The sequence below is a fragment of the Saccharothrix deserti genome (assembly GCF_009769385.1).
GTDB classification, from domain to species: domain Bacteria; phylum Actinomycetota; class Actinomycetes; order Mycobacteriales; family Pseudonocardiaceae; genus Actinosynnema; species Actinosynnema deserti.
Genome location: NZ_VKAB01000025.1, coordinates 155,886 through 171,204 on the forward strand (window position 1 = coordinate 155,886; position 15,319 = coordinate 171,204).

Here is a 15,319-nt window from a genome sequence, read left to right on the forward strand (position 1 = left end):
TCGCGTGAGTTCAACGCTCAGGAACGGCCCACGCCCGCCGGAACCGGCCCCTGCGCCACCTCGGGCGCCGACTCCGCCTCCGGAGCGTCCTGCGCCACCTTGGGCGTCCGGGAAGCCACCCAGTACATCGCCGCCAGCACCACCACACCCAACGCGCCGAACACGAGCGGCAGGACGGACCCGTACGGCGGGCTCCAGCTGCCCTTCAGCGGGTTGTAGATGGCCAACCCCGACTGCCACCGGATCATCGTGAACGCCAGGCACACGAGGTGGATCGGCAGCAGCAGGAACGCCAGCAGCCGCGTCATCGACCGGAAGTGCTCGGCGGTCAACGCCCGGTGCGCCAGGATGTGCGCGGCCAGCAGCGGGATGCCCACGGCGCCGGGCAGGAAGTACCGGCCCTGGTTGAACCAGCCGGTCTGGTTGATCAGCAGGATCTCCATGCCGACGTACGGCACGAACGTGCCGATGAAGTACGCCGTCATCCGCCACCGGTCGACCAGCTTGCCGACCACCAGCGCACCGAGCACGAGCACCCCGAGCGCGGCGAACCACACCACGTACACCAGGCGCGGCATCAGCGTCTCGGCCCAGCCCATCACGCCGACCATCTGGTTGGCGATGTTCGGCCACATGTCCATGAACGCGCCCCTGAGCACGTCCTTGAGCAGGAACCCGTTGTCCCGGTCCGCGACCTCGGCGGTGTTCATCAGCACGGTCCACGCCGCCGAAGCGAGCGTCGCCAGCGCCACCACACCCATCCAGACCTTCACCACACGGGTCTTGAGCAGCGTCTTCACCCGCTGCCACGGCGCGGGCACGAGCATCACGCCGAGGATCACGCACAGCCACATCACGCCGCTGAACCGGGGCGTCACGAGCACGCTCGCCGACACACCCGCCAACGCCACGGCGGCCCGGTTCACGTCCTCTCGCCGTTCGTGCAGCAGGGCGATGAGCGAGATCGCCAACGTCAGCCCGGCGGTGATCTCGATGCCGTTCGGGTTGATCGCGCCACCGAGGTGGGCCGTCATCGGCGTCACCGCCGCGACCAGGCCCGCGAGCGCCGCCTTGTGCCGCGTCCACCGGGACGCCGCCACCACCGCGAACGCCAGCATCGCGGCCATCAGCGCGCCGTTGATCATGCGGGACAGCACGATGCCCTTGTAGTCCGGCCACAGGCCCAACGGCCAGCCGACCGTCGCGTAGTACACGGGGTTGAACCGGGCCTCGGTGACGTAAGTGCGCACCAGGGTCGTGTCGCCGCCGGGCTGGTCGGCGCAGTTCGCCGGGACGGTCACGTGCTGTGGGAAGCACGACTTGTGGATCGTCGTCCCGTCGACGACGACGTTGTTCTTGTCCAAGCTCTGCGGAACCGTCTGGAACCGGTCCTCACCTGCGATGATTTCGCCTTGGGTGATCCCCGCGGCGCGCAGTGCGTGCTGTTCCTCGTCGGGTGGCCCGTCGTAGGGCGAGGCGAAGGCCCAACCGGCGTGCAACAGGCAAAAGCCGATGAAGGCGACCAGCCAAAGCCGTGCACCCGAACGTCGGTTCGTCACGGCCGCGTATCTTATGCGACGGTGGTGGACTCTCTTGGGGCAGTCCTATCTCGACCAGGGCCGGAGCGCGGCTAGGGTCGAACCGGCCAACAACCTCACCCGTAGATCCCGGCCTAGGGAGCACGCGCAGCATGACGGTGTCGAACCAGTTCGCGCAGGCCGAGGCTCCGGCGGAAGCCGAAGTCTTGGAGTTGTCCATCGTCCTGCCCTGCCTGAACGAGGCGGAGACGTTGGAGATCTGCGTGCGCAAGGCGAAGCAGTCCCTAGAGCGACTGGGGGTCGCGGGCGAGGTCGTGGTGGCCGACAACGGCTCCACGGACGGCTCACAGGACATCGCACGGGCCAACGGCGCCCGCGTGGTGGACGTGCCCCGGCGCGGCTACGGCGCGGCGCTGATGGCGGGCATCGAGGCCGCCGGCGGCAAGTACGTGCTGATGGCCGACGCCGACGACAGCTACGCCCTGGAGGACATCGAGGGCTTCCTGGTCAAGCTCCGCGGTGGCGCGGACCTGGTGATGGGCAACCGGTTCCAGGGCGGTATCGCGCCCGGCGCCATGCCGTTCCTGCACCGCTACCTGGGCAACCCGGTGCTGTCCAAGCTCGGCAAGTTGTTCTTCCGCATCCCGGTAGGCGACTTCCACTGCGGCATGCGCGCGTTCCGCCGCGACCGGATGCTGGAACTGGGCCTGCGCACGTCGGGCATGGAGTTCGCCAGCGAGATGGTGGTCCGCTCGGCGCTCAACCACCGCCGCATCGAAGAGGTGCCGACCACCCTGCGCCCCGACGGCCGCAGCCGCGCGCCGCACCTGCGGACCTGGCGGGACGGGTGGCGCCACCTGCGCTTCCTGCTCGCGTTCAGCCCGCGGTGGCTGCTGTACTACCCGTCGATCGCGCTGAGCGGCGTCGGCCTGCTCGGTCTGCTGTGGCTGTCGTTCGGCCCGCAGGAGGTCGGCGGCGTCGGCTTCGGCCTGCAGTCCATGCTCGGCTTCGCCACCATGTTCATCCTCGGCACGCAGGGCATCGGCCTCGCCGTCGTGGCCCGCTCGTACGCCGCGCACCTCGGCCTGCTGCCACCCCCGTCCGGCCGGATGATCCTGCGCATCGCGCGGGCGTCGCTGGAACGCGGGCTGTGGATCGGCGGTCTGCTCATCCTGCTCGGCATCGCCTGCTTCCTGGGCGCGGTGCTGACGTGGGGTGCGACCGGCTTCGGCGCGCTGGACGTCGTCGACACCATGCGGGTGCCGATCCTGGGCATGGTGTTCATCGTGTCCGGCTTCCAGATGATCAGCGTCAGCTTCACCCTCAGCCTCACCAAGATCGGCGAGGACTGAGCACCCGTTCAACCCCGTTCGACCCCGTTCCCGCTTTGCCGGTGAACGCCCTGTCCCGAACCTACGGCCGAAAGTCGGTTGGACCTTTCGATGGGTTACCACGAGTGGCACGCCAAGCCTGGCTATTACAACGACGTCGTCCGGCACTTCGCGCCAGGCTCGCGCATCCTCGACGTGGGGTGCGGCACGGCCTGGGTGTCCGAGTTCTTCCCCGACTACGTGGGGCTGGACAACTTCGAGTCGACCGTGAGCAAGGCCAAGGAGAAGGGCATCGACGTCCGCCTGGCCGACCTGGAGCGGGAACTCCCGGTCGGTGACGCGGAGTTCGACGGCGTGATCCTGAAGGACGTCCTGGAGCACCTGCTCGACCCGGTCACCCTGGTGCAGCAGGTCCACCGCGCGGTCAAGCCCGGCGGCCGGGTGTTCGCCTCCTCGCCGGACGCGCAGCGCTGGGCGTGGAACGACTACACGCACCGCCGGCCGTGGACCCGCGCGTCGATGCGGCGGCTGTTCGAGGACCAGGGCTTCGACGTGAAGACGGTGTCCTACGAGTCCGTCATGCCCGGCTCCAGCATCCTGTCCGGCATGCTGCCGGCCAAGCGCCGCCCCGCCCCGCTGCAGGTGGCGACGTGGCTGCCCGGCTGGCGTCGAAACGTGTGGGCGCTGGCGTTGCGTCCGAAGTCCTGACTCCGCGTCCGGAGCCGTGGGCCGGCGGTGAGCTGATCGCCGCCGGCCGCGTGCTCAGCCGACCTGGACCGTCCCTGGCCACGACGTGCGGGTGCCCGGTGGCATCCGGGGTGCGCCGCACCTGGAACCGGCCGCCACGACCGCCGGGGCCGCGCCGACCGCAGTACCCGCGGCCGGGATGACCTGATCACCTCGGGGCGGCGGCCCGCGTCAGCCGGTCGAGGATCTGCCTGGCCGTGGCCTGGATGGTGTTCGTCTTGCTCACCTGCGTGTACCAGTCGTGGGTCGACTTGCGCAGCGGCTCGCCCGCCGAGACGACGTCCACGATCGCCGCGCCGAGGTCCGCGGTCGACCTGGCCACCTGGCCGTTGACGCCCGGTTCGACCAGTTCGACGGACGCGTTGTCGTCGCCCTCGACCAGGACGACCGGTGTGCCGGCCGCGCACGCCTCGACCACGACCAGGCCGTAGCCCTCCCGCCGTGACGGGTTGACCAGCACCGAGGCCGTGCGGATGCCCTCGTCCAGCTCCTCCTGGCTGACGAAACCGGGGGTGCTGATGACGTCACGCAGGCCGAGGCGTTCGATCTCGGCGATCACGGTGGCCCGGGACGGCCCGTCGCCGAAGATCGTGGCGGTGAGGTCGGGGATCTGCTCGCGGGCCTCCGCGATGGCCGCAGGCAGCACCTCGACCCGCTTGTCCTGGATGTGCCTGCCGACGTAGATGACGCGCGGCGGTGACGTGACGTCCGGGTTCGCCTCCACGTCGCCGCGCGGGTCGATCAGGCCGAGGCCCACGACCACTTCGCCGCGCAGGCCACCGGCCTGGAGCCGGCGGGCGTGCAGGTGCGAGTGGCACGAGGCGATCGGGCTGAGCTTCGCGGCGACCCACTGGAGCAGGCCGGCCACCCGGCCGATGACCGGGCCCGAGTACTGGCGCCACTGGTCCGGCCGCCACACCTCCAGCCAGTCGACGCCGACCGCGACCTTCGAGCCGATCAGCGCGGCGCGCACGGCCGGCACGTTCGTGCTCGGCACGGCGGCCACCAGCACGGCGTCGTAGTTCTTGCGGTTCGCCACGAGGTGCTTCGCCAAGCCGTAGGCGTAACGCAGGGCGGGGCCGATGGTGCGCACGCCGTTCCCGTCGTACAGGTTGCGGTCGTTGCTCACCGCCTTGACGGTGATCCCCTCGACCACCGGCTCCTCGTCCCACTGCACGCGGGTCAGGTAGGTGACCTCGTGGCCGGCGGCGGCGAATTCCTCGGCGAAGCGTCGGTACTGGCGTTCGCCACCGCCCTTGGACCAGGGGAACAGGCAGTCGTAGGCAATGGCGATGCGCACTAGCGCTCCTCCGTCTGACACTTGGGGTGGTGGCAATGGTTATCGGCGGCGGTTCGACGTTCGACGTTCGGCGGTCCGGTGGTTCGGCAGTGGGTCGGCAGTGGTTCGGCGGCGGTTCGACGGCCAGGCCGAGGAATCACCGGTTGCGGAACCCTACGCAGCCGCTGTAACGGGCGTGGGTCGCGCAGTTGTCCACAGTTTGTCCACAGTCACGTTGTCCACAGTCGCGATCTTGACCGCCGGGATTGTCGGTCCCCGCCGGCAGAATCAAAACAAGGGATCCCCTTGGCGAGGACCCCTGCGTAAGCATGGCGGCTGAGATGTCGGCCCTGGGTGTGGTGCCGGCCGGTTCGGGCGCGTACCACCACGAAAACGGCTGGGTGAGGGGTACTACCCTGACCTTGTGATTGACCTCAAGGCACTGCGCGAAAACCCGGAAGCCGTCCGTGCATCGCAACGCGCGCGTGGCGAGGACGAGACCGTGGTCGATGCGCTGCTGTCCGCCGACGAGCGCCGCCGGGCCGCCATCGCCCGCGCCGACGCGCTGCGCGGTGAGCAGAAGACGTTCGGCAAGCAGGTCGGCCGGGCCAAGGGCGAGGAGCGCGACGCGCTGCTGGCCAAGGGCAAGGAACTGGCCGCCGAGGTCAAGGCCGCCGAGGCCGAGCAGTCCGCCGCCGAGGCCGAGCTTACCGAACTGCACCGCGCCATGCCGAACGTGGTCCACCCCGACGCACCCGCCGGCGGCGAGGACGACTACGTGGTCGTCAAGCACGTCGGCGAGAAGCGCGAGTTCGACTTCGAGCCGCTCGACCACCTCGACCTGGGCATCAAGCTCGGCGCGATCGACATGGAACGCGGCGCGAAGGTGTCCGGCTCGCGCTTCTACTTCCTCACCGGCGTCGGCGCCCAGCTCGAACTCGCCCTGCTGAACATGGCCGTCGCCCAGGCCACCGCGGCCGGGTTCAAGCTCATGATCACGCCGACCCTGGTCCGCCCGGAGATCATGGCGGGCACCGGTTTCCTCGGCGCGCACGCCAGCGAGATCTACCGCCTCGAAGCCGACGACCTCTACCTCGTCGGCACGTCGGAAGTGCCCCTCGCGGGCTACCACGCCGACGAGATCCTGGACGGCCCGAAGCGCTACGCCGGCTGGTCGTCGTGCTACCGCCGTGAAGCGGGCTCGTACGGCAAGGACACCCGCGGCATCATCCGGGTGCACCAGTTCAACAAGGTCGAGATGTTCTCCTACGTGAAGCCGGAGGACGCCGAGGCCGAGCACACCAGGCTGCTGGCCTGGGAAGAGGAGATGCTGGCCAAGATCGACGTCCCGTACCGGGTCATCGACACGGCCGCGGGCGACCTCGGCATGTCCGCCGCGCGCAAGTTCGACTGCGAGGCGTGGGTCCCGACGCAGCAGGCGTACCGGGAGCTGACCTCCACCTCGAACTGCACCACGTTCCAGGCCCGCCGGCTGAACGTGCGCTACCGCGACGAGAACGGCAAGCCGCAGATCGTCGCCACGCTCAACGGCACCCTGGCCACCACCCGCTGGATCGTGGCCATCCTGGAGAACCACCAGCAGGCCGACGGCTCGGTCGTCGTCCCCGAGGCGCTGCGCCCGTTCCTGGGCCTGGACGTGCTCAAGCCCAGCTGAGTGCTCAAGGCCGGCTGAGTGCTCACGACCAGCTGAGTTCGACCTCGCCGGCCACGTGCCGGCCGATCTCCAACGCCGACGTCGCGGCGGGTGAAGGTGCGTTGAGCACGTGCACCTGCCGCGGCGCGGTGTCGATCAGGAAGTCGTCCACCAGCGACCCGTCGGCGCGCATCGCCTGCGCCCGCACGCCCGCCGAAGCACGCACCAGGTCGTCCTCCCGCACCGCGGGCACCAGCCGGACCAGGCTCGCCGCGAACCGCTTGCGCGACATCGACCTCAGCACCTCCTCCGCACCGGTGCGGGCGAACCGGCGGGCCAACCGCCACGTGCCGGGGAACCGCGCCACGTCCAGCGCGTCCGCCGCCGAGAAGTCACGCCACCGGTAGCCCTCGCGGCGCAGCGCGAGCACCGCGTTCGGGCCCGCGTGCACGCTGCCGTCCAACATCCGGGTCAGGTGCACGCCCAGGAACGGCAGCGCCGGGTCCGGCACCGGGTAGATCAGCCCGCGCACCAGGTGCCGCCGGTCGTGCCGCAGCTCGTAGTACTCGCCCCGGAACGGCACGATCGCCGCCGACGGCGTCACGCCCGCCAGCCGCGCCACCCGGTCGCTGTGCAGGCCCGCGCAGTTCACCAGGGCGTCCGCCCGCACCACCCCGCCCGGCGTGGCCACCTCGACGCCACCACCGCTGAGCGCGCGCCGGATCGCCAACGCGGGCGTGTGCAGCCGCAGGTCGTGGCCGTTCAGCTCACGCACCAGAGCCGCGCACACGGCCGGGAAGTCGATGATCCCGGTGCTCTCCACCCGCAACGCGGCCACCGCCGCCACCTGGGGCTCGTACTCGCGCGCCTCGTCGACACCGATCCGCCGCGCCGGCACCCCGTTGGCCTCGGCCCGCTCCGCCAGCGCGTCCAGCCTCGGCAACTCGTCGGCCGAGGTGGCGACGACGAGCTTGCCGCACACGTCCACCGGCACGCCGTGCTCGCGCGCGTACGCGACGATCGAGGCGTTGCCCGCCACCGACATCCGCGCCTTCAACGACCCCGGCTTGTAGTACAGGCCCGCGTGCACCACGTTGCTGTTGTGCCCGGTCTGGTGCGCCGCCCACTGCGGCTCCTTCTCCAGCACCACCACGTCATGGCCACGCCGCGCCAACTCCCGCGCGGTCGCCAAGCCGACGATCCCGCCACCGATCACCACGACTCGTCGCACAGCCGCAGAGACTAGTGCCGCGTCGGGATCAGTGCGCCGTCAAGACCGGATCACGCCGAGTACATCCACTCCAGGGTCTTGGCGAACGGGATCACCGGCTCGTCACCGAGGGTCTCGACGAGCCGCTGCCGGCTGCCGACCAGGCGGACGACCTCGTTCGGCCGGACGAAGGCCGGGTTCACCTCGACCTCGATCTCGTACCCGGCGATGGACGCCATCATGTCCAGCACCTCCGCCAGGGAGTGCGCGACCCCCGAGCACAGGTTGAGCGTGCTGCCCGCCGGGGCGACCTCGACCAGCCTGCGGTAGTAGCGGGCCACGGTCCGGACGTCGCCGAAATCGCGCCAGACCTCGGTGTTGCCGAGTTCGATCTTCCGCTCGCCCCGGCGGAAGTGGTCGACGATCTTCGGGATCAGGAACTTCGCGTCCTGACCCGCACCCGTGTAGTTGAACGGCCGGGTGATCGCGATCGGCAGCCGGTCCGCCCACAGCTTCGCCATGTACTCCATGGCGAGCTTGCTGACCGCGTAGTCGTTCACCGGAGCGGGCGGGACGTCCTCGTGGATGGGCTCGACGGTCGCGTTGCCGTAGATGTTCGCGCTGCTCGCCAACGCCACGATGCGCGGCTGGTGCCGCGCATCGCTCAACGCGTCGAGCAGGTTGCGGGTGCCGACCACGTTCGCCCGGTACAGCTCGTCCGCGTCACCGTGCGCGACGAACGAGATGGCCGCCAGGTGCACCACGGCGTCCGGCCGGACCTCGGCGACCACGGACCGCAGGCCCTCGCGGTCGAGCAGGTCGGCCCGGTGGACGGCGACTCCGGGAACCGGGTTCCCCGACGAGTCGCGACCCGCGTGCGCCAGACCGACCACCTCGTGGCCCGCACCGATGAGCTCGGCGGCCACGTGTCGCCCGGTGAAGCCCGAGACGCCCGTGACCAGGACCCGCGTCGGTTCAGAAGGAGAACCCACGCTCGTTCCTCTCGATGTCCGCCTCCACCATCATCCGGGACAGCTCCTCGATGGTGGTCTTCGCCTCCCAGCCGAGCATGTCCCTGGCCTTCGACGCGTCGCCGATCAGCAGGTCGACCTCGGCCGGGCGGTAGAACTTGGGGTTGACGCGGACCAGCACCCGACCGGTCTCCGCGTCCAGGCCGCGCTCGGACTCGCCGGAGCCCTCCCAGCGCAGCTCGATGCCGGCCGCGCTGAACGACAGCGACACGAAGTCGCGGACGGTCACCGTGCGGTTGGTGGACAGCACGAACGTGTCCGGCTCGTCGGCCTGCAGCATCCGCCACATGCCGTCGACGTACTCCTTGGCGTAACCCCAGTCGCGCTTGGCGTCGAGGTTGCCGAGCTCCAGCACGTCGAGCTTGCCGAGCTTGATCTTCGCGACCGAGTCGGTGACCTTGCGCGTCACGAACTCCTGGCCGCGCAGCGGCGACTCGTGGTTGAACAGGATGCCGCTGGAGCCGAACAGGTTGTACGACTCGCGGTAGTTCACCGTCATCCAGTGCGCGAACAGCTTCGCGACGCCGTACGGGCTGCGCGGGTAGAACGACGTCGACTCGGTCTGCGGCACCGCCTGCACCTTGCCGAACATCTCGGAGGTCGACGCCTGGTAGAACCGCGCGTTCGGGCTCACCGTGCGCATCGCCTCGAGCAGGTTCAGCGCGCCGACACCGGTGATCTGCGCGGTCGTCGTGGGCTGGTCGAACGAGACGCTGACGAAGCTCTGCGCGGCGAGGTTGTAGATCTCGTCCGCGCCGGTGGAGTCCAGCAGCCGAATGCTGTTGCCCAGGTCGGTGAGGTCGTATTCGACCAGGTGCAGGTTCGGGTGCTCCTGGATGCCGAGCTCGGCGATCCGCCAGAAGTTGATGGAGCTCGTGCGCCGGTAGGCACCGTAGACCTGGTAGTCCTTCTCGAGCAGCAGCTGCGCGAGATAGGCGCCGTCCTGACCGGAAATGCCGGTGATGAGTGCGGTTCTCATGACGGCGGTTGACTCCTTGCTCTCGAATGCATCAGGCGACGCACGAATTGTCTTGGCGAACATCCCGCTCGCGGGAGTCTAACGCGGGCTGGCCACGGCCTTTGGCCTGCCCATGAGCATTCTGACAATCCCGCTGCCGGAACCGATCTCGATCGCCACCAGGGTGGCCACGATGACGATCGCGGAGCCGAGGATGATCTGCGTCGGCGAATCGTGCATGAATCCCAGCACGATCCAGTGCGCGATCGCCGCGACGACCAGCGCGGTGGTCATCCGCCTGCTCCGCTTGGCGATGGCGAAGGTCAGGTGCACCCACAGCATCGCCGCGGCCGTCATCACCAGCGCCAGCGGGGCGAGCAGCGGCTTGGCCATCGCGTACTCCGGGCCGAACGTCGCGGTCAGCAGCCACGGCGGCATGATCCACAGCAGCCCGGCGACGCCGAGGCTGAGCACGACCGTCAGACCCATGGTCATCAGCACCGCGCCCTCGGCGCGCTCACCGCGTTCCAACGCCGCGGTCGCCTTCGGCAGCAGCACGAACGCCAGCGCGGTCGGCAGGAACAACGCGATCTTGCCGAGGAGCACCGCGCTCGCGTAGTGCGCGCGGTCGGCTTCGGCCAGGCCCGCCTGGGCGACGAGCAGGTCGGCGTTGGTCAACGACGAGAACGCCAGCAGCGCGATCATCGCGACGACCGTGCTCGGCATCGCGGGTGTCGCGGTGGGCGCGACCCGCGCGATCTGCGCGGCCGGGCGGATCATCACCACGAGGCCGATGGCCGTGGCGGCGATCATCGCCCACATGCCGCCCGCCATGCCCGCCGCCAGGACGCACAGCGGCAGCAGCAGCGGGCGCAGCGCGCCCAGCGGGCCCGCCAGGGAGAACGCGACGAAACCGAAGCGCTCCATGCCCTGGGTGATGCCGGTGAGCACGTTCAGCAGCGCCGCGGCGGCGATCCACACGCCCGCGAGGACGACCGGCTGCGGCGAGCCGAGGTTCAGCCGGTCGCTGAGCAGCGGGCTCAACGGGATGATCACCAGCAACGTCACCAGGCAGGTGATGCCGGTGCGGCGGCCGAGTCGTCGCACGTAGCCGGACATCTCGCCCTCGGTGCCCGAGGTGCGCAGCACCGCGACGTCCCGCGCGACCGCCATCTGGACACCGTTGATCGGCATCATCGCGATCGTGCCGAACGCGATCAGCGCCGAGATCGCGGCGAACTCCGGCGGCGTGACCATCCGCGCGGCGATCACGTAGAACAGGTAGTTGCCCCCGTGCTGGGCGAGACTCGCGATCAGGACGATGAGGCCCATCCGCCTGGCATCGCTCATCGCGTTCGCGCCATGCGCCGGTACACCTCGGCGGTCGCGTCCGCGGTGCGCTGCCACGTGAAGGTGGCGGCGCGTTTGAGCCCGGCGGCCGCCATCGCGGTCTGCAGGTCGACGTCGCTCACGACCTTGCGGACCGAGGTGGCGATCGCCGCCGGTTCGCGCGGGTCGAAGTAGGCCATGTCGTCGCCGCCGACCTCGTGCAGCACCGGGATGTCCGAGCCGACCACCGGGCAGCCGCGCGCCATCGCTTCGAGCACCGGCAGCCCGAAGCCCTCGAACAGCGTCGGGAACGCGTACGCGCTCGCCCGGTCGTAGAGGTCGGCCAGCTCGTCGGCGGTCACCCACCCGCGCAGCTCGACGTCGTCGGTCAGCCCGAGGCGTTCCACGACCGGTCGCAGCGGGTCGTCGCCGTGGCTGCCGGTGATGATCAGCTTCGGGCGCTCGGCGGCCGGGATGAACGTCCACGCTTCGAGCAGCTTGTCGAAGTTCTTGTGCGGCATCCGGTTGCCGCCCGCCAGCACGTACGGCCGCCCGGCCGGCTCGCGGGTGCGCTCCAAGGCGTCGACCGGGTTGACGCCGAGGTGGATGACGTCGATGTCGGCCATCGGCCTGCCGAGCAGCTGGTGCACGTCGTCCGCGGAGGCCTGGCTGTCGGCGATGATCCGGCTGGCCGCCCGCACGCTCGCCTTGCTCAACGCCTGCACGCCGCGCGACCGCCCGCCCGGCACCCACTCGGGATGCCGGATCGGCAGGATGTCGTGCACCGTGACCACGGTCGGCAGCAGCCGGACGGCGGGCCCGAAGTTCGACGGGCAGTGCAGGATGTCGGCGCCGGTGGCGAGGGCACGCGGCCCGACGGCGAGCATTTCCGCCGCCGCCCACGCCACCCGGTTGTCCCCGGAGACCGGCAGCGTCACGATCTCGCCGGGGAACCAGTCCGGCGGCTGTTCGGCGAGCTCGCGGTTGCCGATGCCGACGAACCTGAGGTCGTCGTGCGCGGCGAGGGCCGGGAACATGCCGCGGGCGTAGCTCTCGGTGCCGCCCTTGCGCCCGGTGTAGAAGACGAGGTCGACCGCGATGCGGATGGGCACGGCGCTCATCGTAGGCCCGCCGCCGAGTGCCGCCCGACGGCCTCTTCCAGCCGCGCGAGGATCCGCTTGGCCGTCGCGGTGACCGTGTTCGTCCTGCTGACCTCGGTGAACCAGGCGTGCGTGGTCTTGCGCAGCGGCTCGCCCGCCGACACGACGTCGACGATGGCGGCGCCCAGCTCGTGCGGTGCGACGGACTTCGCGAGCCTGCCGTTCACGCCGTCCTCGATCAGCTCGACGGCCGCGTTGTCGTCGCCGTCCACGAGGACGACCGGCGTGCCCACCGCGCACGACTCGACCACGACCAGGCCGTAGCCCTCCCGGGCCGAGGGGTTGACCAGGCACGCGGCGGTGCGGATGCCGTTGTCCAACTCCTCCTGGCTGACGAAGCCGGGGGTGCTGACCACGTCGCCCAGGCCGAGCCGCTCGATCTCGGCGAGCACGGTGGGACGGCTGGGACCGTCACCGAAGATCGTCGCGGTGAGGTCGGGGAACCGCTCGCGGGCGTGCGCGATCGCGGCGGGCAGCGACTCGACCCTCTTGTCCGGGATGTGCCTGCCGACGTAGACCACCCTGGGCGGTGTCCGGACGGTCAGCTCGGGCTCGACCGCCTCGTCGAGGTCGATCAGGCCGGGGCTGACCATCGGCTCCGTCTTCACGCCGCTCGCGCGCAGCCGCCGGGCGGTGAGCTGCGAGTGGCAGGTGGAGATGGGGCTCAGGCCCGCCGTGACGCGCTGGATGGTGCTCGCCACCCGGCCCATGACCTGGCCGGAGTACTCGCGCCACTGGTCGGGCCGCCACACCTCCAGCCAGTCCACGCTGACGGCGACCTTGGTGCCGACCAGCGCGGCGCGCACCGCGAGCACGTTCGTCGCCGGGAGGGCGGAGACGAACACGGCGTCGTAGCGGTCGCGGTTCTTACGCAGGTGGTCGAACAGCCCGCGGCCGAAGTTGATCGCCGGTCCGAGCGTGCGGGCGCCGTTGGCGTCGTACAGCTCGCGGTCGGTGCTCACCACTTCGACCCGCACACCGTCGATGGCCGGGGCGTTGTCGTCCCACTGCAGCCGGGTGAGGTAGGTGACCTCGTGGCCGGCGGCGACGAACTCCTCGGCGAACCTGCGGTACAGGCGCTCGCCACCCCCCTTTGACCAGGGGAACAGGCAGTCGTAGGCAATGGCGATGCGCACCTGGGATGTCCTCCTGGGTTTTGCTTCTGTCCGTGTCCCGGCGACGGCGGTTCGGGCTCCAGCGCGTCGTCGATGACGTCTTCCGGACGAATCACCTGCTCAGTCCCGCAGTATCCGTCGAGGTCGACCAAGCCAGGGTAGGAGCATAGCGGGACCCGCGGGCCCGGCCCGTCAGCCCGGGGCAACGTGCGCAGGTCACCCCTGCCGGCTGCCGACGAGCTCCGGCAGCACGTCCGCCGCGACCCGCTCCAACACCGCCTCGCTGCCCGCGTACACGCCGTCCGCACGAGGCCAGTGCACGACCAGGTCCGTGAAACCGAGCGACCGCGCCCGGCCCGCCACGTCCCGGAAGTGCTCCACGCTGGTCAGCGAGTACACCGGCGACGAATCGGCGTTCAGGTGGAAGTCGGTGGATTCCTTGGCCCGCCCGATCCCCGCCAACGCCTCGCCGAACTGCTCGGTCATCCGGGCGACGCCACGCCACCACGCGGCCTCGTCGTCGGTGTCCGGCCCGGTGGTGACCCAGCCCGTGCCGTACTTCGCGGCGACCGCCATCGCCTTCGGCCCGTTCGCCGCCACCACGAACGGCAGCCGCGGCCGTTGCACGCAGCCGGGTGCGCTCCGGGCGTCCCGGATCTCGTAGTACTCGCCGCTGAACGTGGTGCGCTCCTGGGCCAGCAGCATGTCCAGCGCGGCGACGAACTCCTCGAACCGCGCCTGCCGGCTGCGCGGTGGCGTGGTGCCCATCACCTCCGTGTCGTACCCCACACCACCGGCGCCGACGCCGAGCGTGAAGCGGCCGTCGGAGAGGTCGTCGAGGGCCAGCAGTTCGCGCGAGAACGGCACCGGGTGGCGGAAGTTCGGGGACGCGACCAGCGTGCCGAGCCGGATCGTGCTGGTCGCCGCGGCCGCCGCGGCCAGCGTCGGAACGGCCCCGAACCACGGCCCGTCGACCAGCGAGCGCCAGCCCATGTGGTCGTAGGTCCACGCGTGGTGGAAGCCGTACTCCTCGGCTGCCTTCCACTTGTGTTCGGCCATCCACCAGCGGTGTTCGGGCAGGATCACAATCCCAGTGCGCACCCGGCGACGGTATCCGACGGGGCACCATGGGGATGTGCAGAGACCTTCCCTTGTGGCATCAGACGTCGACGGCACCCTGCTCACCCCTCTGGGACGCGTCAGCCCGCGCACGGCCGGCATGGTCGGCCGGGTGCTGGCGGCCGACGTCCCGTTCGTCCTGGCCACCGGCCGCCCGCCCCGCTGGGTGCCGGACGTCGCCGACGCGGCCGGGCTCACCGGCTACGCGGTGTGCTCCAACGGGGCGGTGGTCTACGACATCGGCGCGGACCGCGTCATCTCGGCGGAGCTGCTGACCCCGGTGCAGCTCACCGACCTCGCCTCCGTGCTCGACAAGGCGTTGCCGGGCTGCTCGATGGCCTCGGAACGAGTGGGGGAGACCGCCCGCGACGGCGGTTCGATGAACTCGGACTTCGTCGCCGACGAGCTCTACAACCACCCGTGGGACGAGGGCGCCCAGCCGCTGCCCGGACACAAGCGGGCCTACGTGCTCGGGCACCACGCGGTGAAGCTGCTGGTCAGGCACCCGCACATGGCGTCGCAGGACATGGCCGCCGCGGTCGGGCCGCTGGTCGAGGGGCAGGTCGCGATGACCTACTCGACCAACGCCGGCCTGCTGGAGTTCGCCGCGCCCGGCGTGACCAAGGCGACCGGTCTGGCCGCCGTCGCGGAACGCCTCGGCGTGCCCGCGAGCGGTGTGCTGGCGTTCGGCGACATGCCCAACGACGTGCCGATGCTGCGGTGGGCCGGTCACGGCGTGGCCATGGCGAACGCGCACGAGGTCGCGCTGGAGGCGGCCGACGAGGTGACCGCGGCCAACTCGGAGGACGGCGTCGCGCTGGTCCTGGAGCGCTGGTTCTAGCGGGTTG

At 70.5% G+C, this 15,319-nt stretch carries 13 protein-coding genes; 4 read left to right on the forward strand and 9 right to left on the reverse strand.

The window, feature by feature from the left end; all coding sequences use genetic code 11:
* Positions 1-17: 17 nt before the first annotated feature.
* Complete coding sequence (locus FM051_RS34040) at positions 18-1,559, reverse strand: DUF2142 domain-containing protein (RefSeq protein ID WP_158850651.1); 1,542 nt, start codon at positions 1,557-1,559, stop codon at positions 18-20.
* Between the two features lie 131 nt (positions 1,560-1,690).
* On the opposite strand from FM051_RS34040, the gene FM051_RS34045 reads away from it, so the two are divergent.
* Together FM051_RS34045 and FM051_RS34050 are read left to right on the forward strand one after the other, a co-directional pair.
* The gene (locus tag FM051_RS34045) at positions 1,691-2,890 is read left to right on the forward strand and encodes a glycosyltransferase family 2 protein (protein ID WP_158850653.1); all 1,200 of its coding nucleotides are present in this window, start codon (positions 1,691-1,693) and stop codon (positions 2,888-2,890) included.
* A 90-nt stretch (positions 2,891-2,980) separates the two neighbouring features.
* Positions 2,981-3,577 (forward strand): class I SAM-dependent methyltransferase, encoded by a 597-nt coding sequence (locus tag FM051_RS34050; protein WP_158850661.1) that lies wholly within the window; start codon positions 2,981-2,983, stop codon positions 3,575-3,577.
* A 187-nt stretch (positions 3,578-3,764) separates the two neighbouring features.
* On the opposite strand, the gene FM051_RS34055 is transcribed toward FM051_RS34050, so the two are convergent.
* Positions 3,765-4,916 carry a glycosyltransferase family 4 protein gene (locus FM051_RS34055; RefSeq protein ID WP_158850663.1) on the reverse strand — a complete coding sequence of 384 codons (1,152 nt, stop codon included), beginning with the start codon at positions 4,914-4,916 and terminating at the stop codon, positions 3,765-3,767.
* 403 nt (positions 4,917-5,319) lie between these two features.
* Here FM051_RS34055 and serS point away from each other — a divergent pair, with 403 nt between their 5' ends.
* Positions 5,320-6,570, forward strand: coding sequence for a serine--tRNA ligase (serS, locus tag FM051_RS34060; RefSeq protein ID WP_158850665.1), 1,251 nt, complete (start codon positions 5,320-5,322; stop codon positions 6,568-6,570).
* Positions 6,571-6,592: 22 nt separating this feature from the next.
* On the opposite strand, the gene lhgO is transcribed toward serS, so the two are convergent.
* The 7 genes from lhgO to FM051_RS34095 form a co-directional block, all read right to left on the reverse strand.
* Positions 6,593-7,780: an L-2-hydroxyglutarate oxidase gene (gene lhgO / locus FM051_RS34065; protein WP_158850667.1), complete on the reverse strand. Its 1,188-nt coding sequence runs from the start codon at positions 7,778-7,780 to the stop codon at positions 6,593-6,595.
* A gap of 50 nt (positions 7,781-7,830) precedes the next feature.
* Complete coding sequence (locus tag FM051_RS34070; protein WP_158850669.1) at positions 7,831-8,751, reverse strand: NAD-dependent epimerase/dehydratase family protein; 921 nt, start codon at positions 8,749-8,751, stop codon at positions 7,831-7,833.
* Positions 8,735-9,769, reverse strand: coding sequence for a GDP-mannose 4,6-dehydratase (gene gmd, locus FM051_RS34075; RefSeq protein WP_158850671.1), 1,035 nt, complete (start codon positions 9,767-9,769; stop codon positions 8,735-8,737). The genes FM051_RS34070 and gmd overlap by 17 nt, the downstream gene beginning before the upstream one ends.
* A gap of 78 nt (positions 9,770-9,847) precedes the next feature.
* On the reverse strand, positions 9,848-11,098 hold the full coding sequence (locus tag FM051_RS34080; protein WP_158850673.1) for a lipopolysaccharide biosynthesis protein: 1,251 nt from the start codon (positions 11,096-11,098) through the stop codon (positions 9,848-9,850).
* Positions 11,095-12,189 (reverse strand): glycosyltransferase family 4 protein, encoded by a 1,095-nt coding sequence (locus FM051_RS34085; RefSeq protein WP_158850675.1) that lies wholly within the window; start codon positions 12,187-12,189, stop codon positions 11,095-11,097. The genes FM051_RS34080 and FM051_RS34085 overlap by 4 nt, the downstream gene beginning before the upstream one ends.
* A 5-nt stretch (positions 12,190-12,194) precedes the next feature.
* Positions 12,195-13,373, reverse strand: coding sequence for a glycosyltransferase family 4 protein (locus tag FM051_RS34090; RefSeq protein ID WP_158850677.1), 1,179 nt, complete (start codon positions 13,371-13,373; stop codon positions 12,195-12,197).
* A 195-nt stretch (positions 13,374-13,568) separates the two neighbouring features.
* Positions 13,569-14,453, reverse strand: coding sequence for an LLM class flavin-dependent oxidoreductase (locus tag FM051_RS34095; protein WP_158850679.1), 885 nt, complete (start codon positions 14,451-14,453; stop codon positions 13,569-13,571).
* Between the two features lie 34 nt (positions 14,454-14,487).
* Between FM051_RS34095 and FM051_RS34100 the strand changes: the two genes are divergently transcribed.
* A complete protein-coding gene (locus FM051_RS34100) occupies positions 14,488-15,312 on the forward strand; it encodes an HAD family hydrolase (protein WP_158850681.1) in 825 nt (274 codons plus the stop codon).
* Positions 15,313-15,319 lie beyond the last annotated feature (7 nt).